Raw genomic sequence first — 22794 nt, forward strand, 5'->3', positions numbered from 1 at the left:
ACTCTTTGTCTTCGAGTGCTAAATCTATTAATAACTTACCAAAATTGACATTCAATTGTCAACGGAAACGTCACGAAATAATGAAACTTTTTCACGTTTATGGAACATTTAATTAGTCAATCAAAAACGATTGGAATACTTCATTCCCTAATAATTTTCCTTTTCGCGTTAAACGAACATATCCATCTTTCTCTTCAAGCAATCCTTGTTCTTGATTTTTTTGCAACTGCTTCGCGAAAACTTGATCCATCTCCATATTAAATTTCCTTTGAAACGCTACTTTAGACACACCTTTTGTTTTTCGAAGACCTAAGAACAACTCTTCTTCCATTCTTTCTTTCTCCGTCACCGCGTGAACATCTAAATACGGAAATCCAGTTTCATCAATTTTATTGAAATATTGCTTGAGCGGCCCTACATTTTGGATACGTTCTCCATTTACATAACTATGCGCTCCAGCTCCAAATCCATAATACTCCTCATTATTCCAGTATGTGAGATTGTGTCTACTTTCATTATCACCTTTTGAGAAATTGCTAATTTCATACTGGGTATAGCCGTGTTTCTCCATTTCATCCATTACCATTTCATACATTTTCGCTTCATGATCTTCACCTGGAAGTCTTAATTTCCCTTTATTCATTAAGTTATAAAACACAGTTTTCGGTTCCACAATTAATGAATATGCCGAGAAATGTTGTACACCAAGCGTAAAAGCAATGTCTAATGTTTCTTTTACATCTTCTATCGTCTGCCCTGGCAGAGCATAAATAATATCTACATTTATATTTTCAAAGCCCACTTCCTGCGCTTCTCTAATTGCTACAAATGCATCTTCCCTCGTATGCTTACGCCCAATTTTCTCAAGCAACTCATCCCGAAATGTTTGCACGCCAAAACTAATTCGGTTCACTCCACCTTCTAGCAATACATTTAACTTCTCTTTCGGTAAATCACCTGGATTCGCTTCAAATGTTAATTCACAATTTGGAGCAAACGGACGTAAGCGACGGTTTATAATATCTAGTAACTTTTTTGTCTGTTCCATATTTAATGCTGTCGGAGTTCCTCCACCAACAAAAATCGTTTTCATACTATCAAACGGTACTTTTTGAACTGTATTTATTATTTCTTTCTCTAAATACTCTAAATATTGATCGACCGGTTGGCGTTCAATAAACACTTTATTAAAATCACAATAGTGACAAATATGCTGACAAAATGGAATATGAATATATGCAGCTTGCACCAAATATAACTCCTACCTTTCTAAAAAGAAAACCTCCGCACTCCGGAGGAATCTTCACTTCTCTAACGTATTACGAATTTGTTCCATTCGCATTTTTCCCCAATCATACATCATTTCAACGATCGGTAAAAGCGACATGCCTAATTCCGTCATATAATACTCTACTCGCGGAGGAACTTCTGGGTATACTGTTCGGTCAACAATCCCATCTTCCATTAACTCTTTTAATTGGTTCGACAAAACTTTATGAGAAATGCTTGGGAATAATCGTTGCAATTCACTAAAACGATGAGGCCCTTCCACACCAAGATGCCACAGTATCACAACTTTCCACTTCCCGCTAATAATAGAAAGCGTCAATTCCTTTTCACAATTAAAATTGCCATTTTGTATTTTCTCGTGAATATCTTTTCGAATATTTTCGGACATTAATAGTCTCCTAACTCTATATCAATCATTCATAAATATAGCCACCTCACTATTGTAAATGAGAGAAGCTACGTTGTCTAAAAAGTAATTATACATAAAAAAGAAGCCGTATAAACGACTTCTCTTTTTATCTCAATTCGTACGAAATAACAATTAATTATTAGTTATCATCCATTTTCAGTACAGCCATGAATGCTTCTTGCGGTACTTCTACAGAACCAACAGACTTCATACGTTTTTTACCTTCTTTTTGCTTATCAAGAAGTTTACGCTTACGAGAAATGTCACCACCGTAACATTTCGCAAGTACGTTTTTACGCATCGCCTTAATTGTAGAACGTGCTACAACCTTGTTTCCGATAGTCGCCTGAATTGGTACTTCGAACTGTTGTCTTGGAATTAATTCTTTTAACTTCTCTACGATTACTTTACCACGGTCATACGCTGAATCACGGTGTACGATAAATGATAGAGCATCGACTTGTTCATTATTTAAAAGAATATCCATCTTCACAAGTTTCGACGGTTTATAACCGATTAACTCGTAGTCAAACGATGCATATCCTTTCGTATTTGATTTCAACTGATCGAAGAAGTCATATACGATCTCTGATAAAGGAATTTCGTATGTTAGTGTAACACGTGTTTCATCTAAATATTGCATATCAATAAACGTTCCACGTTTACCTTGGCAAATTTCCATTACAGCTCCCACATAGTCATTCGGAACCATAATTGACGCCTTCACAAACGGCTCTTCTACACGATCGATAGACTGTGGATCCGGCATATTAGATGGGTTATCAACAATAACATCTTCACCGCTTGTTAAATAAACTTTATAAATAACGCTTGGCGCTGTTGTAATTAAATCAATTTTAAATTCACGTTCAATACGTTCTTGAATGATTTCCATGTGAAGAAGTCCTAAGAAACCACAACGGAAACCAAATCCTAGCGCTTGAGATGTTTCTGGTTCAAACTCAAGAGCAGAATCGTTTAACTCTAATTTTTCTAACGCATCACGTAAGTCGTTGTAACGTGCAGAATCGATTGGATATAAACCACAGAATACCATTGGGTTTAATTTACGATAACCCGCTAACGCCTCTGTAGCCGGACGTTTTGCATGTGTAATTGTATCACCTACGCGTGTATCACCTACGTTTTTAATAGATGCCGCTAAGAACCCTACATCACCTACTGTTAACTCGTCACGTTGCGTTGTTTTCGGTGTAAACACACCTACTTCTGTTACTTCAAATTCTTTTCCAGTTGCCATCATACGTACTTTATCGCCAACTTTTACCGTTCCATTTACAACACGGATATATGCAATTACACCGCGGTACGGATCATATAAAGAATCGAAAATCATACATTGTAACGGTTCTTCAGAATCACCTGTTGGTGCTGGTACTTTTTCAACGATTTGTTCTAAAATATCTTCAATACCAATACCAGCTTTCGCTGAAGCAAGTACAGCTTCTGATGCATCTAAACCAATTACATCTTCTACCTCTTGACGTACACGTTCTGGGTCTGCACTTGGTAAGTCGATTTTATTAATAACTGGTAATATTTCCAAATTATTATCAAGCGCTAAATATACATTCGCTAATGTTTGCGCCTCAATACCTTGCGCTGCATCCACTACAAGAATTGCACCTTCACAAGCCGCTAAACTACGAGATACTTCGTACGTAAAGTCGACGTGTCCTGGTGTATCAATTAAGTGAAGAATATACTCTTCACCGTCTTTTGCTTTATACGTTAATTGTACTGCATTTAATTTAATTGTAATACCACGCTCACGCTCTAAATCCATAGAGTCAAGCAATTGAGCTTTCATTTCACGTTGTGTTAACGCGTTTGTTTTCTCTAAAATACGGTCTGCTAACGTTGATTTTCCGTGGTCAATATGAGCAATGATAGAGAAATTACGGATTTTAGACTGTCTTTTTGCTCTTTCTTCTTTGTTCATCTATGTTCTCAACTCCTAATAGTCTCGCCAATATACACTAGCACTGATTATATCAATAGAGCAGCAAAGATTCAATGAAAACTCGTGCTGCTTACAATACAAATCATTCTATCTATATCTTATGCGAACAAACCATAAGAGACAAACCTTTTTCAAATTAAAAAACGGCTGTCGTACAAAATGGTAAGACAACCGTTCCTCCTGCTACCCTTAACTAAAAATCTCTTTCACTTTCCCAACAACTATATCCGTTCCAAACTTTGTTACTTCATAAGTAGCACTTGCTATTGCCATACCAATTCCTTCTACAACATTAAAGCTTTTTAAGCTTTCTAATTGTTTTTGTTTTTCAGTAACGGAAAACGAACTTCCCAAAATTGCTGATTCAGCACCCGCACCCTCTGTCCCTGTCATATGAGCTATTTGTTCATACGACATTTGCTGATAACCTTTCATACTTTTTAAACCATGATTAGCAAGTGCCACCCCTGCTATTATCATAAGTAAACATAAGGCCGCACTACATATACATAATAGCGAAAAATGGCTTAAACGATTATCGTCTCTTCCCATCAATGTGTATACGCTCCTGTATTATCTTGGTCAATTTGATGATGCAAGGCTGCATTTAAACCACTCGCTATTACATTTGCCATATCCTCTATGAAAGCATCCACTTCTTTCGGAGTCACCATTAAATTATGGCCAAGAGGAGATAACACTTCATAAATTAATTTTCTCTTCTCTTCATCTTCCAATGTACCTACAGCACCTAAAAACATATTCCGACTCTTATCATCCGGCATATCTTCTTCTGTTAATTTTTTCTTTTCTCCAAATGTAAAACCAGCTGGTAACAGAGAACGGGAAGGTTTGTTTCCTTCTTTCATCTCCCGTCCAAAATGTTTCAAAATAAAATCAATTGTATCGCTTGTAATCGAAACGGCATCAACCACAGTCGGAACACCAATTGCGATAACAGGAATACCCAATGTTTCTTTACTGAGTTCCTTACGCTTATTCCCAACACCTGATCCAGGATGAATTCCCGTATCAGAAATTTGTATCGTACTATTTACTCGTTCAATAGAGCGGGCAGCTAATGCATCAATTGCAATGACAAAGTCTGGCTTCGTCTTCTCAATGATTCCATAAATGACATCGCTCGTTTCGATTCCTGTAATTCCCATTACCCCCGGCCGAATTGCACTAACAGGCCTAAACCCTTCTTCTACACTTTCAGGCTGCAATTGAAACAAATGTCTCGTTACCAATACATTTTCTACAACGATCGGTCCAAGCGCATCTGGCGTTACATTCCAATTCCCAAGACCAACAATTAAACAACTCGCTTCTTTCGTAACGCCAACCTCTTCTAAGAAATAAGAAAATTCTTTTGCAAAAATGCGCTCTACTTTTTGTTGCAGTTCCGTATCTTGTTGACGTATACCTTGTACTTCAAGCGTTAAATAACTCCCAGGTTTTTTACCCATCGATTCAGAGGCAACTTCATCAATCGTTACTTTTGTAATCGTAATACCTTCTTCTTCCCTCTCTTTTACAATAACTCCTTGTATCCCTTTTTGCTCTTCTTGACTCTCTTGCAGCATTTGATGTGCCTCTACAGCAAGGTCAGTTCTAACACTATATTTACTTAAATCTAATGGTTCTTTCATCGTATCTCCTCCGTAATTCATAGTAAATATCGTTAGATTTCCCAAAGTTATATAAGGTCATTCTTTCCTTTACGTGAAATTTCATTGATATACTATTGCAATTCTCTTCACCGTTTGATAGAATATCACTTGTTCTATGTTAAGAATCGAGTCATTCGATTGCACCAGGGAGGTGAAAAGTATGGCAAACATCAAATCTGCTATCAAACGCGCTAAACTTAGCGAAGAGCGTCGTTCACATAACGCTTCTATCAAGTCTGACATGCGTTCTGCTGTTAAAACTGTAGAAGCTTTAGTTACTAATAACGATCTTGAAAATGCTAAAGAAGCTTTCAAAACTGCTTCTAAAAAACTTGACAAAGCAGCTCGTAAAGGTCTTATCCACCAAAACGCTGCAGCTCGTCAAAAATCTCGCTTAGCGAAACAAGTAAACGCGTAAGGCGTTTAAAAAACGATCCATTTGGATCGTTTTTTTATATACAAAAAGTTCACGTGCTTAGCACGTGAACTTTTTGTTTCATCACATATGATTTAACCGCATTAAGAAAAACTCAAGCACAAGTTTCTTATCCATTTTTCCAGTCTTCATACTATAATCAGCTTCCGCTAATTCTATAATCACTTTTTTTAATTCTTCAAAAGAGAAAAACTTCGTTTGATTCATCGCTAACTTTACACGATATGGATGCACACCAATATGAGACGCAATTTGATTTTGTCCATAACCACGCTGCTGTAACTCTTTCACTTGATAGAGCAAGCGGAATTGACTTACTAATAACGCAAGCAGTTTAATCGGTTCCTCTTGCTGCGTAAATAATCCATCCAAAATTTGCATCGCACCCGCGATATCTTTTTTTACCACTCTTTCTGTCAAAGCAAACACATTTTGTTCAACCGATTTTGGCACAAGCTCTGCAACAAGTTTCGGTGTAATCTCTCCGCCCATACCGACGTATAACGTTAACTTGTCCATTTCCTTCGCCAACATCGTTACATTACTTCCCACAAGCTCTAACAACAAACTAACAGCTGCATTATCTATATGCACATGCACTTCATCTGCACGAGCAACAATCCACTTCTGAACATCCTGCACTTGCATCGCATTCGCTTCTACTACGTCCGCTGTTTTCTTTAATAGTTTTGTAATTTTTTTTCGTTCATCAAGTTTTTCGTAAGGCGCAACAAAAACAAGAATAGAAAATGGAGAAGGCTCTCCAATATATTCTTCTAAAATTTTTATATTTTGCTCTAATTTTTCTTTTTGTGAAGTTAAAAATAGTGGTGATTTTATTACTATCACTTTACGTTCCCCAAAAAAAGGAAGTGTACGTGCATCCTCAACAACATCTTCTAAATACGCTTCTTCTAAATCATATGTCACAACATTAAACTCGCGATCTTCCTCTTCAAGCGCTTCTGTTGTAATAAGCTTTATCGTTTCATTTATAAAAAACGCTTCCGTTCCATACAGTAAATACACTGGAGCAAACTGCTTCTTTTTAATCTTTTTATGTATATCACTCATACTTTTTCCTACTCCCTAACTTGGCAATATATATTTATACTAATGCCCTAGCTTTCGTTTTACAAGTACAAAGGAACAGGCTTTATAACCCGTTCCTTTATTTATATTAAACGCCACGCAATAAGCCCCGGGTTTCTTATTGGTGTGCGGTAATCACCTTCCCTTTATTATTCACAATAAAAATTCGAGTATAAGTGCCAACTGTTAACATGCTTGGAAACAAAAAACTCACGTTCCTTAATGATCTAAAAGTAGTAAAAACGCTCGATTTCTCTTCACACTGGAAATTGTAGATTTTTTTCTGACAATATTTTATACTAAAGTGGAATGTTGGGGAGGGATTCTAAATGAATGATTTTGAACAAAACGTTCAAAGTAAACGCAATGACGCTATTGATTCAGGGGTAGGATTTATCGTCTCATTTGGTTTTTTCGCAACACTTTTCATCATTGCAACTGTTATTAAATTTATCGGTTCTTAAAGACTGCTGCCTACTGGCAGTCTTCTTTTTTATCTATTATGTGTTTCATCATATGTGATTTTACTACGAAAGGTTCCGTGTTCCTCTTTAAAAACATAGGAAATAGCGCCTTGCTTATCCGTACGCCATATTTCAATTCCCATCTTCTCAAAACGCTCTATAACTTCCTTATGAGGATGCCCATACCTATTACGCTCACCGACAGAAATAATCGCTACATCAGGCTGTACAGCGCTCAAAAAAGGCGCTATAGATGACGTATTACTCCCATGATGAGCAACCTTTAAAACATCCGCCCGTAAATCTGGATACGTAGCTATTAAAAACTTCTCTCCTTCTTCTTCTAAATCACCTGTAAACAGCCACGTTAACCCTCCTAATTTTGCCCATATTACAATTGAAGCGTTATTTTCACTTCTTGCTTTTCCTGTTGGAGCTAACACAAAAAATTCCGCTTCATTTACACTCCAATTCTCTCCTTCCCCCACTTCACTTATTTTCACTTCCTTTTCTAATGCCTGTTTCTTTAATACTTTTTCTAATACCGCATCTTGTTCCTTTCGGCCAAATACAACTTCTTTTACAATTATATTCGATAATAACTCTTGCGCAGCACCTATATGATCCGCATCTCCATGCGTTACGATTAATTTATCGATGGTTTTAATACCTTCCTTTTGTAAATAAGGGATTAAAATATCATTTCCAACAGAAAATTCATGCTTTTTCCGCTGCCATTCTTCCTTATTTACACGCATTGTGCCACCAGTATCAATGAGGTAAATCTCTTTATCGTACGGGAGGCGAATTAATATTGCGTCTCCCTGTCCAACATCAAGAAATGTAACACTCCCACTTTCTCGAAAATACGGATATAAATAATGACATGTACAAACAAAAAGAAATATACCTGAAGCTATGAACATAATTTCCTTCGACACCCGCCTTTCCCAAATCATCAATATACTAACAATACTCGCGCAATATAGAGCTACAAGAAGTATAGGCGTTTGCCCGAAAACAAGGCGGATAAATGGTAAACTTTCACAATAACTTAGAAAATCATTAGAAAAATTCAAACCTATTGATAGTACATTCGCAAGTCCTTTTGCAAGAAACGGGACGATCGGTATACATACCAAAACGATAATACTACACGGCAATACAATGAGAGATAAAAACGGAACGTATAGGATATTAAGAAAAATACTATATGGAGAAAAATAACCGAAGTGATATAACAAAATCGGAGTACTAACGAGTTGTGAAATAAGAGAAATATAAATGGAATTTCGAATTACTCCATTACTACTATCTAGTAAAAGCGGGGCTGACAAAAGCAAAGCGAAACTACCAACGAACGAAAACTGAAAGCCAATATTAAAAACAAGATACGGATCAAATATAAGCATGCATATAGCTGTAACACTTAAAGCATCTAAGCTGGATAAACGAATAGAACATATGAAAGCAATCAACATCAAAACTCCTGTTATAGAAGCTCTTATAACAGACGGTGACGCTCCTGCTAAAATCATATATAGAGGAATGCAAAAGATCAGACATATTGTCACTACCTCCCTCGTCACACCACTTCTTAGTAAAATAAAATACACAATCACCATTAACAATACGATATGCGATCCTGAAATCGCCAACAAATGTACAAGACCAAATTGCTGATATTGCTCTTCAACTTCAAATGTCATTTGTTGTCTATCACCAAATACTAATGCATTCATAAATGCACCTGATTGCTCCGGAAACATTTCTGTAACGCCCGAGATTGCTTGCTGTCTCAAAAGAAGAATCCATTGCACGAGTGACAACGAAGTTTTTTGGCATTCAGAAATATATGTAGCCTCCAATATGAAATGAATATTTTGCTTATACAAATAATCACGATAATTAAAACCATGAAAATTCCGAGCTATTGGTGGTTCTTTCCTCTCACCTTCGAATACACATGATACTCCTGCATGTAATTGTCGCAGTTGTTTCTTTTCCAAGGCCGATTTAATTTTGTAACTTAACTGCACTATATTTTTATTCTGATCTTCAACTTGAAATGTTAGGCGATCCCCGTTAATAAGAGGTGTATTTTGTATTACCCCCCTTGTAACTTCGTAAGGTTCTCCTAGAGGCTTGTTTTGCTCTTGAATATAAGTAGTGTACATAGCACCACTAAAACACGCTAACATACAAAAAAAGAAGGTTTTACGCGAAGTACGATATAAACAATAGAAAACATACAAAACGAGACAACAAGTCAGCAATACAACTGAAGTGGAAAAGGCAATTGCAATCCCTATGATAAATGAGATTGCAACATAGCCCCATTGTCCATACAACTATACTCACTCCTTATAGCATCATTTTTGCTTTCGTGAATACATGCTGTAATTCTTCCATTGATAAGTTTTCTTTTTCTAAAGATGCAAATAGTTCTTTTAACTCCATATGACGCTTTTGATCCTCTAATGCTGCAATATTATATTCTAGCGGAACGTGTTTCACTGTTACATTCGCTTTTTCAAATAACTCTACAGCATATGGATGATTTTTATAATCCTGCGCATAATAAACTGCTGTAATACCACTTTGAATAATCGCCTTACAGCATTGTAAACAAGGGAAATGTGTAACATAAATTTCCGCTTCCTCCGTTTTCACACCGAATTTTGCACACTGTAATAAAGCATTCATTTCTGCGTGAATTGTACGAACACAATGATTATCGATAACGTAGCATCCATCATCTATACAATGTACGCCACCTTTAATTGAACCATTGTATCCACCAGCAATAATTCGTTTATCACGAACGATTGTCGCTCCTACTGCAAGCCTTGTACATGTACTACGTAAAGATAGCAGATGGCTTTGCGTCATAAAATATTGATCCCATGAAATTCGTTCCATATTTTTCACCTACTTTTTTGTCTACTTGTAGTGTAGCGAATGAAGAAAAACTTCGTCAATCTTTTACGGAATAATAATTTGATCTTTTATTTTTTCCAATGACTTCACACCGATCCCATCAATCTCTAACAAATCTTCTATTTTCTGAAAAGGACCATGTTCTTCTCGATATTTCAAAATACTTTCTGCTTTCCGAGAACCAATGCCTGTAATTTTTTCAAGTTGTTCTTTAGAAGCCGCATTTATTTGAACTTTCCCCTCCCCCTTTGAAATAGCAGCTACTTCTTGTACTTGTTCATTTTTATTCGGCACATAAAGGATCATTTGGTCTTGTACCATTTGTGCTAAATTTACATTCTTCCTATCTGCCTCAGGCAAAAAACCACCTGCCTTTTCAATGGCATCCTTGACCCGGTCCCCTTCTTTCATTTCATACACCCCTTCTTTAACAACAGCCCCTTTCATATCAATTATAATTATTTTTTTCTGCTGCTTTATATCCGATATTTTCGGTTTACTTTTTTTCTCTATCTCTTTCGCTTGCACATCCGTTGCAACGACTGATCGCTCTGTATGCTGGTTCGTTTTCCAAAAAAGAAGAAAAAGTACAGTTCCAATAATAGCTACTAACCCTAACCATTTCTTTGGAAAATCCCACATCATTTTACACCTCTAATCATAAATTTATAACATCATTCATATTGTTTAGGAGAAAGCTGTTACGAAGGAGGGATGAAACATTGAACATAGGAATTATAGGGACAGGGAACATGGGGAATATACTAATCGACGCATTTTTAGAAACCCGTGCTGTCAAACCTTCGTGCCTTACAATCATTAATCGAACGCCCGCCAAAGCATATCATATAAAGGAAAAATACCCTTCTGTTCATATAGCCAAAACTATCGATGAGGTAATCGAACGATCACATCTTATTTTTATTTGCGTAAAGCCGATAGATATATACCCGATCCTACAAAAATACGCTGAACATTTTTCTGATGAAAAGTGCTTAGTTTCTATCACAAGTCCAATATCTCCGTCACAATTAGAGACGCTTGTACCTTGCCACATTGCACGTATCATTCCGAGCATTACAAACCGCGCCCTGTCTGGCGCATCACTATTTACATTTGGAAGTAAATGCTCTGAAGAGTGGCAACAAAAGCTATTTCGCCTATTCAAAAACATTTCTACTCCTCTTATGATAGAAGAAGATATAACGCGCGTTTCATCTGATATAGCAAGCTGCGGCCCTGCATTTTTTAGTTATTTATTACAATGTTTCATTAACGCTGCTGTAGATAAAACAAATATTACACATGAAGAAGCCACTACTTTAGTAAGTGAAATGGTCATTGGAATGGGGAAACTACTTGAAAAAGAGATTTTCACATTGCCTACTTTACAAGAAAAAGTATGTGTTAAAGGCGGCGTTACAGGAGAAGGCATTCGTGTTTTAGAAGAACATGTTGGGGATATGTTTCATAAATTAATTGAGCGAACACACGAGAAATTTGATGAAGATTTAAAATGCGTCGATCAACAATTCAATAAACACACATAATAAATACGCCATCGTCATTCCAAATCCTTTTTATAAATACTTACTTTTTTACATTACATTTACACTTAAACTAGCATTTTCACACTTCACGTATATCATCTTCCTATTATGCTAGAACTAAAATTACAACTTCTTTATAAAACAAAAGCAACCTTATCGGTTGCTTTTGTTTTATGCGTTTTTCTTCGCCATGAAGAAAATACGCTCTGTTTGTTCTGTAACTTCAAGTCGCTCAAAGTCACCAGTCACACGAAGCACTGTAAAACCAGCTTCTTCAAGCCATTTCGTTAACTCTTCAACCTGATATGCACGTTGCACGTGACATTCGTCAAAACGATGGTACACATCTTCTTCTGGGTCTTGAACAAAGAATGTTAAATCATGTTCTACACTATTTGATTCTTCACCAGGGAAGCAATTCCAAATAAGAGATATTTCTTCTCCATTCACTGTGTATGTTTCATTTTGAAATACATGATGTATTTTATATAAAGAATGTACATCAAATAAAAACAAACCATCTTGACGTAAATGGTGAAACACTCTTCGAAATGTTTCTTGCACTCCATCTTCTTGCAATACATAATTTAATGAATCACAAAAAATCGTTACACAGTCAAACTCACCTGGAACATCAAGCTCTCGCATGTCTTGTTGGTAAAAAGGAATAAAGTATCCTTCTCCGCCTAGTTTTTGCTGAGCGACCGTTAACATCTCTTCTGAAAGATCGACACCGATTAAATCGTAACCCTTTTGTACAAGCGGAAGTGTTACATTACCAGTACCGCATGCTACATCAAGAATCTTCGCCTCTTTCATATCCGCTTGCTGTAAACTTTCTTCTGTGAATTCCACCCATTTATCATAAGGAACATCATTCATTAGTTCGTCGTACAACAATGCAAATTGTTCGTATTTCATTGGTCTAGCTCGTCTGTAATATCCTCACGTGGCACATCGCCCCAAAGACGCTCTAAATTATAGTGATTACGCTCATCTTTATGGAATACATGAGCAACTACATCTCCAAGGTCAACTAGTACCCAGCGTGCTTCGTCAAAACCTTCCATACGTTGTACGTCGATTTCAAACTCATGTGCTTTTGATTTAATTTCACGCGCAATTGCTTGCACTTGCTTATCTGAGTTACCGTGACAAATAATGAAATAATCTGCAATTGGTGAAATACCTTGCATATTTAGGACAACCATATCTTCTGCTCTTTTATCATCAGCCGCTTTTGCTGCTAATACTAATAAATCTTTATCTTTCATTTACTAATTTCCTCCTTGATAACTGCGTTGTATGTTTGGAATGTTAATGGATAAATCGTTTGATTTTTTTCCATTAAAAATTGAATTGTTCGCTTTAACGCAAATAATAAAGCTTGATTTATATCCGTATATGCTAGTTTGCGAGCTTCCTCCACCCCTGGAAACTTTCGCCCAGGCTCAATGTAATCAGCTACATAAATTACTTTATCTAACATCGTCATTTTCTCATGACCACTTGTATGATATGTAATAGCTTGCAGGATTTCAGGATCCGTAATGCCTACTTCTTTTTCTACTAAGTATGCCCCAACAGGTGCATGCCATAACTCTTTGTTATAACAAAGTAAATCTTTCGGCAAACCTTCACTTTTAATAATCTCTTCCATCTCAGAAATCGCTCTACACTTCGCATAATCATGGAATATAGCTGCAACTTCAGCCTTTTTTTCATCCACACCGTATAACTTAGCAAGTTCAATTGCTGTCTTCATTACACCTATTGTGTGTATATAACGTTTTTCATGCATTTGTTGTTTGACAATATGAAGTGCTTTCTCACGATTCATACAACCCATTCCTCTCGATATACACCTGTACTTTTTCAGGAAGTAAATATTTACACGTTCTCTTCTCTTTATATCTCTCACGCAATAAAGATGAAGAAACTGCAAACTCCGGAATTTCCACAGTGGTGATAGGATAAGGTGTCCGCAATGTATAACCAGGTCTTGCAACCCCAACAAACGTCACAAGATCAAGTAACGCTTCAATGTTATACCACTTCGGTAAATACTCAACCATATCTCCACCAATAATAAAGTGAAACTGCACATCCGGATACTTCTTCGTCAATTGTAACATAGTGTCATACGTATAAGATGGGCCCTTCCTGCTTAGCTCTTCTAAACAAATAGAAAAATGTTCCTCTGCCTCAGTCGCAAGCTCTAACATTTGTAAGCGATTTTCTACACTTGTAATATTCCGCCCTTGTTTATGCGGCGGAATTTGGTTCGGTAAGAACCATACTTCTTCTAAATTTAAAGCGTGATATACTTCATTTGCAATTAGCAAATGCCCATAATGCGGCGGATCAAATGTACCGCCAATGATGCCAATTTTTCTCAAAAGAAACGCCCCTTCCTTTTACCTACAGTAACTCTCTTCATTCCTATCCGAAGAGAGTTACCGTTAATAAAAGTTCAATTGGTTTCGCTCTCTACATCATTACGCACTAACGATAAAAAATAGCATATGCTATTCTTTTGATCGCGGAAGTTTAATTTGTTTATTTTCTCTAGATTCTTTGTATAAAACGATTGTACTTCCAATTACTTGAACGATTTCAGCACGTGCGCCTTTTGCAAGTTCTTCTGCAACTTCACGACGATCGAATTCACAGTTTTGTAGCACACTTACTTTAAATAGTTCACGAACTTCTAAAGTATCTGCGATTTGTTTAATCATATTTTCATTTACTCCACCTTTTCCTACTTGAAAAATTGGTGTTAAATGATGTGCTTGTGCACGTAAAAATCTTTTTTGTTTTCCTGTTAACATATATGTTAGCCTCCAAGCTTTCTTATAACTAATTGTTTCATTCTATCGATATTTGGTACACGCCCTGTCCACATTTCAAATGCAAGCGCACCTTGATAAACAAACATATCAATACCATTTTGAATCATTGCACCTTGCTCTTTTGCCTCACATAAAATTTTCGTTTCAAATGGATTATAAATTATATCTGATACAATCTTCCCTTTTTTTAACGAAGAAATTTGTAATGGCGTATGTTCAACGCGTGGATGCATACCTATCGTTGTCGTCTGAATGATAATATCATAATTTCCTTGTTCTTCCATTGCTTTTTCTAGCGATAAAGCAACAGAATTAACAGTAGCCGTACATGCAGCAATAAGTTCTTTCGCCTTATTTACTGTACGATTAGCTACATCAATCTCTTTCACACCTACATCAGCAAGAGAAAAATAAATAGCTCGACTAGCACCACCTGCGCCAAGCAATAAAATACGTTTCTCCTGAAGTGGTTCACTACTAATTGACTGCAGCGCTCGGACAAAACCAATTCCATCTGTATTGTAGCCAATTAATTTCCCATCATTATGAACCACTGTATTTACTGCACCAATTTGTTTTGCTAGTGGGTCAATCTCATCCAAATAATCCATAATAGCAACTTTGTGCGGAGTTGTTACATTAAATCCTGAAATACCTAATGCTTTTAAACCTCTTACTGCTTCCCCTAGCACTTCCTCTTTAACAAGAAATGCATGATAATGGGCATCCATATTCAAGTGTTCAAATGCATCGTTATGCATAACGGGTGATAATGAATGTCCAATTGGATTTCCGATTACACCATATAATTGTTTCATAAATCCCTCTCCATATTAAATTAAAGATTTACGTAGCGAAACACTTACTCCTTTTGGTACGTGTGCAACAATTTTTGCTCCCGGTTCGTTTACCGTAACCCATCCTAATCCAGAGAATACAACATCCGTTTTTGGTTCACGAATATTAAATTCATATTTCACTAACTCTGGCATATTTTCTAATTCTTCTGGTGTTGGCGGGCTTAGTAAATCCCCAGCATGATTTTTAAACAATTCATCTGCTTTCTCAAGCTTTGTACGATGGATTGTTAAACGATTCGAGAAGTGACAAGTAAATGCACGACGACCACCACTTACATAATCAAAACGTGCCAATCCACTGAAGAATAATGTTTGTTCTTCATTTAATTGGAACACCATTGGCTTAATTTCTTTTGTTGGTGTAATAAGCTTTAAGCTTTCTTTTCCAACATAATGAGCCATTTGATGGTGGTTAATAATACCTGGCGTATCATATAAAGAAGATTCTTCATCTAACGGAATATCAATTAAATCAAGTGTTGTTCCTGGGAAATGAGATGTTGTAATTACATTTTCAGTCTCATCACTAAATTCTTTAATCATACGATTAATAAATGTTGATTTTCCTACATTCGTACATCCAACAACGTAAACATCTTTTCCGCCGCGGTAATACTCAATAGCATCTGCCAGCTCAGCAATCCCTTGTCCCCTTGCTGCACTAATTAAAAAGACATCTTCTGGCTTTAATCCTAGCTGCTTTGCACTATAGCGCATCCAATGCTTTACTTTATCATGTTTTACTGACTTAGGAATTAAATCAGCTTTATTTCCAACAAGTAATACTTTATTATTTCCCACGAAACGATGTAAACCAGGTAACCAGCTACCATTAAAATCAAAAATATCTACAATCTTAACTACTAATGCATCTGATTTTCCAATTCCGTTTAGAATACGTAGGAAGTCATCATCTGTTAATGATACATCTTGAATTTCGTTGTAATGCTTCAAGCGAAAACAGCGTTGACAAATTACTTGTTCTTTCTCTAAAGATGAGGCAGGAGCATATCCTACTTCATTTTTATCTTCTGTTTGAATTTCTACACCGCAACCAATACATTTAATTGTTTCAGTCAAACTTTATTCCTCCCAGTTAATTAAACCTTTTTTCTTCATATTTCTCATAATTCTTCGTTCAATTTTTCGATTAAAGCGCGTTACTAATCCGTCCGTTTGTGCTACCGGTACAACTAAAATCGTATGAAGTCCCACTCGGTTTCCACCTAAAACATCCGTTAATAACTGATCTCCAATTACTACAACTTCATCTGGCTGCAGGTGCATCTCTTGTATCGCACGCTTAAACGCGCGAACAAATGGTTTACGCGCACTATGAATAAATGGAATACCTAATGGATCAGCAAAGTCTTTCACACGTTGCTCATTATTATTTGAAACGACCGTTACTTGAATGCCTTGCTCTTTCATTTTCAAAAACCATTCTTCAAGTTGTGGCGTTGCATTTGGACGATCCCATTCAATTAACGTGTTATCTAAATCAGTAATGACACCTTTAATTCCACGTTTTTTCAAATCTTCTGGTTGAACATGATATACATTTTTCACATATTCATTTGGTAAAAATAGCTTCAATTTCTTTCACCTCTTTGAGGAGTTTTCATAAAAATTTTTCGACAACATATTTCGATATATGACCTGTGGATAAAATTGTACACATTTTCCACATTAATTTATCAGTCAATTTGGAATTTACTAACAATCTATACACATTTTATCCACCTAGGTATGTGGATAACCACTCGTTTGTGACTGTCATATTTTTTTGGTACATTAAATGCAACAACGAATCAATCCTTAAATTATTAGGAGGTGACTCACCTTGAAAACAAAATATATGGAACAGTTATCTACTGAGTTACTCACTGAGTCTTATTATAAAGCAAAAGAACTAAAATTAAATCCCGACTTCATTTTACTTATAAAACAAGAAATGATTAGACGCTCATTAGAGGACAAGCTTGTCAAATCGTCTTGATTACATATAAAGTGAAATTTTAATGAGCTAACTTGTAAAAAGAGCCATCCTGCGATGGCTCTCGAATAAACAAGTACTCCCATCTAGGGAATTTCATCATTAAGCATCTTTGTCCATAACTCTTGCTTACAGTTATAAAATGTTTTCTTTACTTATGAGCCGAACGAGTAGCAATTTTTTCACCAAGACGAATCTCTTGTCCACTCTTCAATTCCTGCACTACTTTTATCATATCTTTTTCAAACAATAACACAACTGTTGAACCAAATGTAAAGTATGCCATTTCTTCACCTTTTTGAACAGTGTCTCTTTCATGCAACAGCTCAATACTATTAACAAACATAGCTCCTACTTTTACAAGTGCCATATGTTCACCGTCACTATTTACTTCTGTAACAGAGCGATAATTTTTTGACAATGGCTCTTTCCCGTATTCCATACCAGCTGCATTTACCGGATATGACTTTCTACCAAGTACAAACCTTTCAGTCACAGAACCAGAAAGCGGACTATGAATACGATGATAATGACTTGGGCTTAAATAAATAACCATGTATGTACCACCTGCATATCGCTTTGCACGTTCTTCATTACCTAGCATATCCACGATTGAATAACGCTTACCTTTAATATCAAATGTTTTTGTGTCCTCAATAGGACCGTAATCAGCAAAAACACCATCAACAGGACTAACGATACTCGATGCATCTGTATCAACACTACGTTTTCCTTCTTTTAGCTTACGCGTAAATAATTCATGCAATGTTCTATATTCCTTCAAACCCTTTTCCATCTCATCTTGGTTAATTTGAAAAACTTTCGCATACGATGGAATAATGATAGAGCTCAAACGAGATTGTGCAAATTTACGCAATATATAAGAAGTAAAACGACCATTTGTAAGTTCGATCATAAGTCGATATAATGTACGTCGCAAATTGCGAAACCTCCTAATCAGTCTATAACTTTAGCTTCCCCTTCTTTTCCTTCTATATCATATGTAAAATTGGTTCTTATTCCCACATATCATATAGAACTGTTTCATTATACATGCGGAAAACTAAGTATGGTATTATTCTTAAATTGTTTAGCACCCTCTAATATTACAGATAGAATCCGTCATTTTCAACAGTGAACATAGATTTCTTCTGAACACAACTCTTTTTCTTTCCTTATTTACAAAAAGAAAAGCAGCCCATTTTAAAATATGGCTGCTTGCAATGTACATTATTCTTTCGCTTTTTTCTCTTTTTCAGCTCTTACAAATTCATGGAACATTTTCATTAAAGCGCGCTTTTCAATTCTTGATACGTAGCTTCTGGAAATACCAAGTGCCTTCGCAATCTCTCGTTGCGTTTTCTCCTTATCAAGCCCCAGTCCAAAACGCTTCACGATTACTTCTTTCTCTCGTTCGTCTAAAATATCGATATACTCTTTAATCTTTTCTAACTCCATACTAAGCTGAATCATATCAATTACATCTTCAGACTCTGATTTTAATATATCGATAAGCGATATTTCATTCCCCTCTTTATCTTGCCCGATCGGATCATGAAGTGAAACGTCTTTTTTCGTTTTTTTCAGTACACGTAAATGCATCAAAATTTCATTTTCAATACAGCGTGCTGCATACGTCGCAAGTTTTGTGCCTTTTCCTGCCGAATAGCTCTCGATCGCTTTAATGAGCCCAATTGTACCAATTGAAATTAAATCTTCTGCATCTTCTCCTGTGTTTTCAAATTTTTTAACGATATGAGCTACAAGCCGTAAATTATGTTCAATTAACAGATTTCTCGCTTGAGCATCACCTTGCTCCATTAACTCTAAGTACTTTCTCTCATCGTCTGATGATAACGGCTGCGGAAACGCATTATTCTTCACATAAGAAACAAAGACAAACACTTCTCGAACCATATATCCAATTGCGGCGAATAGACTCAAACCTTTCACCTCCGCCAAAATAGTGGTCTTTACTATGTGTATGTGGGCGTGAGGTTGTTTGTGTCTGTACGATATCATTCCAACATCTTTTTAAGCATAATTCTTGTCTCACAAAGATTTGCTACGTATACTTAAACAACAGATAGGAGGGTAAAATATGCAACATTTTATTGCCTTCTTGTACCTAAGTAGCTTGTAAGAGATGAACTCCTTGTACGCTCTTGCAAGCTGCTTGTACTACAAGGAGGGATTACAAATATGAAATTTGAAAGAACACGTGCTTATACAAGACATCAACGTCAACGCACAATGCGCCGAAAGATGAATATCGTAAAACATGCCTGGGGATATATCCCTGAAATTTCCGGTATTTTTGCGAAAGGAAAAGTCCACTGTTCTTGCGGAATGTGTACAACAAAGTGGCGAACAGAAGGACCACCCGCTAGTGTACAGAAGTGGTTATACAAAATTGATACATACGAAAAATAATCGTTCTTTCTAACAAAGGTCTTCCCTCGAAGACCTTTTTCCCTATTTAAAGACTTATTTACTCCAAATTTTTTCCCCAGTGTGAGCATCAATATAACGAATTTCTCGACTACAGCCAAAGGATTCTTTATGATTTTCATCTGTCGTTTGTTTATACAACAGTTCGTATTTCATTTCCTCTACATCAACATCTATATGCCATTCTAATTTCACTAGGATGGCCTCTTTGTATATTTGTAACGCTTTTTCTTTTGTTACTTTCGGTATTGTTTCGTATGTAAGCAGTTCTTTTATAAGGTTGCTAGACTCTCCGGAATAATGCACCACAGCCCCATTTTCCGCATTGATATTAACCATAAATTGCTTATACTCTGCCGGAATGCCATTCACATATACAGAAAAGGTAAATCTTTCAATCCCATCTTCTGCTTCTTCACGTTCTTCCCAAAGACGTAGATATTGTGTGACATCTGGAATAACTTGTTCCAAAAATTGAAGTGCTTTTTGTAAACATTCCTCTCTAGACAGTATTTTCTTTACTTCTTTATCGTCTGTCAGTTTTATAAAGCCAATTAATTCATTGGTATATTTATCAACCGTAATTCCAATTAAATTATTATATTTTAACATTGGTAAATGCTTTTTAAAGAATTCATTCATTAAATATGAGTTCTTTTCTTCTTTCTGTTTTTGTAATTCCTCTTTCGGAACAAATTTCGTCCTTATTTCATCATCATTTTCTGTCTCATCTACTTTTGTAAAACTTTCTTTATCCCAGCCAATTAATTCGAATATGTCACCTTGCCGGCTATCTTTTTTTGTTTTTTCAACAGCTACTGTCGGCGGTAATTTATAATGTTCTGGTCCAAATAAATCTTCTCCCGTACTTGCATTAATAGATGCATGACTAGGTTCTGATTCATATACAAGATGGTACCCTTTTACTTCTTCTCCATTTTCATACTCACATGAAGAGTGTGTTAAATCTACAAATACAAGTCTCATATCTTGTCTAGCTTTCAAATTTTCTAAAACGACGTTCTCCTCAACAATTCCACTTGGCCATAAAGGTTTTTTCTCGATAGCTTTTTGTCCATTATAACGAAAATACATAACATTACCTGAAGGATGAACTCGCACAACACACCCTGTATTCGGCAATGGATAGCCATTTACTTCTTGCATATAATTTAATTCTTTCCGACCGCGCCTGTCGTCCTTAACCGTTACATATGTATAAAATTCATATCCTTCTTTTGTATATTTTTTTAAGAATGCATTTGCAATCTCTCTTGCTTTATTCTCCTCTAGCGCTTCCTTACCACTCGAAAAATATTTTTTATCATCTATACTAAATTCGATTAAATTACCAGTATGTCTATTCAGCGTAATTTGTATCGTTCTCTCCTCATCCTCTTTATGTTCCCACCATAATAGATGATATGGGTCATCCACACCTTCTTGATCATCTACGACAAGCCTAAAATCATCTGGAATATCAATCATATGAGCCACTTGCTCTTTTCTTTCTTTATCTTTTTGATTCATCATACCTCTCCCTCATTGCAATTTAAGGTAATTATAACAAATAAAACCAAATAACTATAAACAAAAAAGACTAGAGATATCTCTAGTCTTCTACTTCGTCTCACGATGTAGCGTTACTCGCTTTAATCGTGGACAATATTTTTTTAGTTCGATGCGCTCTGGATTGTTTCGTTTATTTTTTTTAGAAATATAATTACGATCACCGCACTCTGTACAAGCTAATGTAATATTTACACGCATATGTAATTCTCCTTTCCTTCAAAGATCGCAAACTAAAACGTAATGATTACGATTTATATGTTATATAACTTCATTCTATTTGTCAATTGTAAAAAAAGACAAAAATCTGAAACAATTAGTTCATACGAAATTCACACGAATCTATTACTATAGGAATTGTACATAGTGAACTTATTAACAATCACGTTTATTCATATAGAATCTTACTCGAAAGGAGTTGAAATTATGAAAACTAAATATCGTTTTATGATCTCATCATTTGCTGCTTGCGCTTATATGCTTTGGTATTTAGTATAATAACCTCGCTTGTAAATTGGAAAAGGTGTGTATATAAATGGAATATAATCAATCAACAGTTAACTATTGGAAAACTTTTGTACTACCATATACATTTGCTTTAGAAGAGTTAAAAACTAAATTTGAAATTATGAACCGGGAAGCCCAATTTTTAGAGGATTACAACCCGTTTGAACATATAAAAACAAGATTAAAACAACCTGAAAGTATTATTAAAAAGCTTGAGCGTAAAAATTTATTACCGACAGTTGAAAATGCCCAAACTCATTTACAAGATATCATCGGCATTCGTATTACATGTTGCTTCGTAGAAGATATTTATCATTTAAAAGAAGTCATTCAAAAGCGTGAAGATATGGAAATCATAGAAGTAAAAGATTATATCGCTAATCCAAAGGGAAACGGGTATAAAAGTTTACACATGATTATTAAATATCCTTTATCACTGAATTCTGGTACAAAAGATGTATTTGCAGAAATCCAGTTACGTACGCTAGCAATGGACTTTTGGGCAAGTTTAGAACATAAACTTTACTATAAATATGAAGGGAAAATACCTGAGTATTTAAAAGATGAACTACATGATGCAGCAATGAAAGCTGAAGATCTTGATAATAAAATGGCAACAATTCGCCAAGATATTGATGAGATCGAAGCATGCTCAAATCAAATTATGTTACCACTATAAAAAAAGGTTCTCGCCAATGAGAACCTTTTTTATTTCGCT

The 22794-nt window shown here is 35.8% G+C and carries 27 protein-coding genes; 6 read left to right on the forward strand and 21 right to left on the reverse strand.

Going from position 1 to position 22794, the window contains the following annotated elements; genetic code table 11:
• Window positions 1–112 precede the first annotated feature (112 nt).
• From hemW to gpr, 5 genes are all read right to left on the reverse strand, one after another.
• On the reverse strand, window positions 113–1252 hold the full coding sequence (gene hemW / locus NHG49_RS21940) for a radical SAM family heme chaperone HemW (RefSeq protein WP_098102395.1): 1140 nt from the start codon (window positions 1250–1252) through the stop codon (window positions 113–115).
• Between the two features lie 51 nt (window positions 1253–1303).
• Window positions 1304–1678 carry a winged helix-turn-helix transcriptional regulator gene (locus NHG49_RS21945; protein WP_088048095.1) on the reverse strand — a complete coding sequence of 125 codons (375 nt, stop codon included), beginning with the start codon at window positions 1676–1678 and terminating at the stop codon, window positions 1304–1306.
• Between the two features lie 160 nt (window positions 1679–1838).
• Complete coding sequence (lepA, locus tag NHG49_RS21950) at window positions 1839–3662, reverse strand: elongation factor 4 (RefSeq protein ID WP_064474765.1); 1824 nt, start codon at window positions 3660–3662, stop codon at window positions 1839–1841.
• A gap of 210 nt (window positions 3663–3872) precedes the next feature.
• Window positions 3873–4238, reverse strand: coding sequence for a YqxA family protein (locus NHG49_RS21955; protein WP_081257180.1), 366 nt, complete (start codon window positions 4236–4238; stop codon window positions 3873–3875).
• Window positions 4235–5338 (reverse strand): GPR endopeptidase, encoded by a 1104-nt coding sequence (gene gpr / locus NHG49_RS21960; protein WP_064474763.1) that lies wholly within the window; start codon window positions 5336–5338, stop codon window positions 4235–4237. Before gpr ends, NHG49_RS21955 begins: the two co-directional genes overlap by 4 nt.
• Before the next feature lie 181 nt (window positions 5339–5519).
• Between gpr and rpsT the strand changes: the two genes are divergently transcribed.
• The gene (rpsT, locus tag NHG49_RS21965; RefSeq protein ID WP_001274014.1) at window positions 5520–5777 is read left to right on the forward strand and encodes a 30S ribosomal protein S20; all 258 of its coding nucleotides are present in this window, start codon (window positions 5520–5522) and stop codon (window positions 5775–5777) included.
• Window positions 5778–5858: 81 nt separating this feature from the next.
• Here the strand turns inward: rpsT and holA are convergent, their stop codons facing one another.
• The gene (holA, locus tag NHG49_RS21970; RefSeq protein ID WP_064474762.1) at window positions 5859–6869 is read right to left on the reverse strand and encodes a DNA polymerase III subunit delta; all 1011 of its coding nucleotides are present in this window, start codon (window positions 6867–6869) and stop codon (window positions 5859–5861) included.
• 347 nt (window positions 6870–7216) lie between these two features.
• Here holA and NHG49_RS21975 point away from each other — a divergent pair, with 347 nt between their 5' ends.
• Window positions 7217–7351 carry a YqzM family protein gene (locus NHG49_RS21975; protein ID WP_000997609.1) on the forward strand — a complete coding sequence of 45 codons (135 nt, stop codon included), beginning with the start codon at window positions 7217–7219 and terminating at the stop codon, window positions 7349–7351.
• Window positions 7352–7380: 29 nt separating this feature from the next.
• Here NHG49_RS21975 and NHG49_RS21980 read toward each other — a convergent pair whose 3' ends face one another.
• From NHG49_RS21980 to NHG49_RS21990, 3 genes are all read right to left on the reverse strand, one after another.
• Complete coding sequence (locus NHG49_RS21980) at window positions 7381–9702, reverse strand: DNA internalization-related competence protein ComEC/Rec2 (protein ID WP_088048094.1); 2322 nt, start codon at window positions 9700–9702, stop codon at window positions 7381–7383.
• Between the two features lie 13 nt (window positions 9703–9715).
• Window positions 9716–10273 (reverse strand): ComE operon protein 2, encoded by a 558-nt coding sequence (locus NHG49_RS21985; protein WP_000439786.1) that lies wholly within the window; start codon window positions 10271–10273, stop codon window positions 9716–9718.
• Window positions 10274–10336: 63 nt separating this feature from the next.
• Window positions 10337–10936, reverse strand: a complete 600-nt coding sequence (locus tag NHG49_RS21990) for a helix-hairpin-helix domain-containing protein (protein WP_088048093.1) — start codon at window positions 10934–10936, stop codon at window positions 10337–10339.
• A 77-nt stretch (window positions 10937–11013) separates the two neighbouring features.
• Between NHG49_RS21990 and comER the strand changes: the two genes are divergently transcribed.
• On the forward strand, window positions 11014–11841 hold the full coding sequence (comER, locus tag NHG49_RS21995; protein ID WP_064474758.1) for a late competence protein ComER: 828 nt from the start codon (window positions 11014–11016) through the stop codon (window positions 11839–11841).
• 171 nt (window positions 11842–12012) lie between these two features.
• Here comER and NHG49_RS22000 read toward each other — a convergent pair whose 3' ends face one another.
• From NHG49_RS22000 to NHG49_RS22035, 8 genes are all read right to left on the reverse strand, one after another.
• Complete coding sequence (locus NHG49_RS22000; protein ID WP_000873068.1) at window positions 12013–12762, reverse strand: class I SAM-dependent methyltransferase; 750 nt, start codon at window positions 12760–12762, stop codon at window positions 12013–12015.
• On the reverse strand, window positions 12759–13115 hold the full coding sequence (rsfS, locus tag NHG49_RS22005; protein WP_000653202.1) for a ribosome silencing factor: 357 nt from the start codon (window positions 13113–13115) through the stop codon (window positions 12759–12761). The genes NHG49_RS22000 and rsfS overlap by 4 nt, the downstream gene beginning before the upstream one ends.
• Entirely contained in the window at window positions 13112–13681 is a 570-nt protein-coding gene (gene yqeK, locus NHG49_RS22010; protein ID WP_098102392.1) for a bis(5'-nucleosyl)-tetraphosphatase (symmetrical) YqeK, read from the reverse strand. Before yqeK ends, rsfS begins: the two co-directional genes overlap by 4 nt.
• Window positions 13671–14240: a nicotinate-nucleotide adenylyltransferase gene (gene nadD, locus NHG49_RS22015; protein WP_001226041.1), complete on the reverse strand. Its 570-nt coding sequence runs from the start codon at window positions 14238–14240 to the stop codon at window positions 13671–13673. The genes yqeK and nadD overlap by 11 nt, the downstream gene beginning before the upstream one ends.
• Before the next feature lie 129 nt (window positions 14241–14369).
• Window positions 14370–14672 carry a ribosome assembly RNA-binding protein YhbY gene (gene yhbY / locus NHG49_RS22020; RefSeq protein WP_000955225.1) on the reverse strand — a complete coding sequence of 101 codons (303 nt, stop codon included), beginning with the start codon at window positions 14670–14672 and terminating at the stop codon, window positions 14370–14372.
• 5 nt (window positions 14673–14677) lie between these two features.
• On the reverse strand, window positions 14678–15511 hold the full coding sequence (aroE, locus tag NHG49_RS22025; protein WP_258126509.1) for a shikimate dehydrogenase: 834 nt from the start codon (window positions 15509–15511) through the stop codon (window positions 14678–14680).
• 15 nt (window positions 15512–15526) lie between these two features.
• Window positions 15527–16633, reverse strand: coding sequence for a ribosome biogenesis GTPase YqeH (gene yqeH / locus NHG49_RS22030; RefSeq protein ID WP_088048091.1), 1107 nt, complete (start codon window positions 16631–16633; stop codon window positions 15527–15529).
• Window positions 16634–16636: 3 nt separating this feature from the next.
• Window positions 16637–17149 (reverse strand): YqeG family HAD IIIA-type phosphatase, encoded by a 513-nt coding sequence (locus NHG49_RS22035; RefSeq protein ID WP_000765308.1) that lies wholly within the window; start codon window positions 17147–17149, stop codon window positions 16637–16639.
• A 247-nt stretch (window positions 17150–17396) separates the two neighbouring features.
• Here NHG49_RS22035 and sda point away from each other — a divergent pair, with 247 nt between their 5' ends.
• Window positions 17397–17552, forward strand: a complete 156-nt coding sequence (sda, locus tag NHG49_RS22040; protein WP_000853283.1) for a sporulation histidine kinase inhibitor Sda — start codon at window positions 17397–17399, stop codon at window positions 17550–17552.
• Between the two features lie 148 nt (window positions 17553–17700).
• On the opposite strand, the gene NHG49_RS22045 is transcribed toward sda, so the two are convergent.
• Window positions 17701–18489 (reverse strand): phosphatidylserine decarboxylase, encoded by a 789-nt coding sequence (locus tag NHG49_RS22045; protein ID WP_064474754.1) that lies wholly within the window; start codon window positions 18487–18489, stop codon window positions 17701–17703.
• A 290-nt stretch (window positions 18490–18779) separates the two neighbouring features.
• On the reverse strand, window positions 18780–19493 hold the full coding sequence (sigK, locus tag NHG49_RS22050) for an RNA polymerase sporulation sigma factor SigK (protein ID WP_000051382.1): 714 nt from the start codon (window positions 19491–19493) through the stop codon (window positions 18780–18782).
• Between the two features lie 258 nt (window positions 19494–19751).
• Between sigK and NHG49_RS22055 the strand changes: the two genes are divergently transcribed.
• Window positions 19752–19982: a hypothetical protein gene (locus NHG49_RS22055; RefSeq protein ID WP_064474753.1), complete on the forward strand. Its 231-nt coding sequence runs from the start codon at window positions 19752–19754 to the stop codon at window positions 19980–19982.
• A 54-nt stretch (window positions 19983–20036) separates the two neighbouring features.
• Here NHG49_RS22055 and NHG49_RS22060 read toward each other — a convergent pair whose 3' ends face one another.
• Together NHG49_RS22060 and rpmG are read right to left on the reverse strand one after the other, a co-directional pair.
• A complete protein-coding gene (locus NHG49_RS22060) occupies window positions 20037–21533 on the reverse strand; it encodes a DUF4901 domain-containing protein (protein ID WP_258126510.1) in 1497 nt (498 codons plus the stop codon).
• An 87-nt stretch (window positions 21534–21620) separates the two neighbouring features.
• Window positions 21621–21770 carry a 50S ribosomal protein L33 gene (rpmG, locus tag NHG49_RS22065; protein ID WP_001265617.1) on the reverse strand — a complete coding sequence of 50 codons (150 nt, stop codon included), beginning with the start codon at window positions 21768–21770 and terminating at the stop codon, window positions 21621–21623.
• A gap of 334 nt (window positions 21771–22104) precedes the next feature.
• On the opposite strand from rpmG, the gene NHG49_RS22070 reads away from it, so the two are divergent.
• Complete coding sequence (locus tag NHG49_RS22070) at window positions 22105–22755, forward strand: GTP pyrophosphokinase (RefSeq protein WP_258126511.1); 651 nt, start codon at window positions 22105–22107, stop codon at window positions 22753–22755.
• Window positions 22756–22794 lie beyond the last annotated feature (39 nt).

The sequence above is a fragment of the Bacillus sp. IBL03825 genome (assembly GCF_024712505.1).
In the GTDB taxonomy this organism is placed as follows: Bacteria; Bacillota; Bacilli; order Bacillales; family Bacillaceae_G; genus Bacillus_A; species Bacillus_A wiedmannii.

Bases quoted from the DNA above. Each gene is read 5' to 3' on its own strand.
- NHG49_RS21945 (WP_088048095.1), bottom strand. From the start codon at position 1,678: ATGTCCGAAAATATTCGAAAAGATATTCACGAGAAAATACAAAATGGC.
- lepA (WP_064474765.1), bottom strand. From the start codon at position 3,662: ATGAACAAAGAAGAAAGAGCAAAAAGACAGTCTAAAATCCGTAATTTC.
- gpr (WP_064474763.1), bottom strand. From the start codon at position 5,338: ATGAAAGAACCATTAGATTTAAGTAAATATAGTGTTAGAACTGACCTT.
- rpsT (WP_001274014.1), top strand. From the start codon at position 5,520: ATGGCAAACATCAAATCTGCTATCAAACGCGCTAAACTTAGCGAAGAG.
- holA (WP_064474762.1), bottom strand. From the start codon at position 6,869: ATGAGTGATATACATAAAAAGATTAAAAAGAAGCAGTTTGCTCCAGTG.
- NHG49_RS21975 (WP_000997609.1), top strand. From the start codon at position 7,217: ATGAATGATTTTGAACAAAACGTTCAAAGTAAACGCAATGACGCTATT.
- NHG49_RS21985 (WP_000439786.1), bottom strand. From the start codon at position 10,273: ATGGAACGAATTTCATGGGATCAATATTTTATGACGCAAAGCCATCTG.
- NHG49_RS21990 (WP_088048093.1), bottom strand. From the start codon at position 10,936: ATGATGTGGGATTTTCCAAAGAAATGGTTAGGGTTAGTAGCTATTATT.
- NHG49_RS22000 (WP_000873068.1), bottom strand. From the start codon at position 12,762: ATGAAATACGAACAATTTGCATTGTTGTACGACGAACTAATGAATGAT.
- rsfS (WP_000653202.1), bottom strand. From the start codon at position 13,115: ATGAAAGATAAAGATTTATTAGTATTAGCAGCAAAAGCGGCTGATGAT.
- yqeK (WP_098102392.1), bottom strand. From the start codon at position 13,681: ATGAATCGTGAGAAAGCACTTCATATTGTCAAACAACAAATGCATGAA.
- yhbY (WP_000955225.1), bottom strand. From the start codon at position 14,672: ATGTTAACAGGAAAACAAAAAAGATTTTTACGTGCACAAGCACATCAT.
- aroE (WP_258126509.1), bottom strand. From the start codon at position 15,511: ATGAAACAATTATATGGTGTAATCGGAAATCCAATTGGACATTCATTA.
- NHG49_RS22055 (WP_064474753.1), top strand. From the start codon at position 19,752: ATGAAATTTGAAAGAACACGTGCTTATACAAGACATCAACGTCAACGC.
- NHG49_RS22060 (WP_258126510.1), bottom strand. From the start codon at position 21,533: ATGATGAATCAAAAAGATAAAGAAAGAAAAGAGCAAGTGGCTCATATG.
- rpmG (WP_001265617.1), bottom strand. From the start codon at position 21,770: ATGCGTGTAAATATTACATTAGCTTGTACAGAGTGCGGTGATCGTAAT.
- NHG49_RS22070 (WP_258126511.1), top strand. From the start codon at position 22,105: ATGGAATATAATCAATCAACAGTTAACTATTGGAAAACTTTTGTACTA.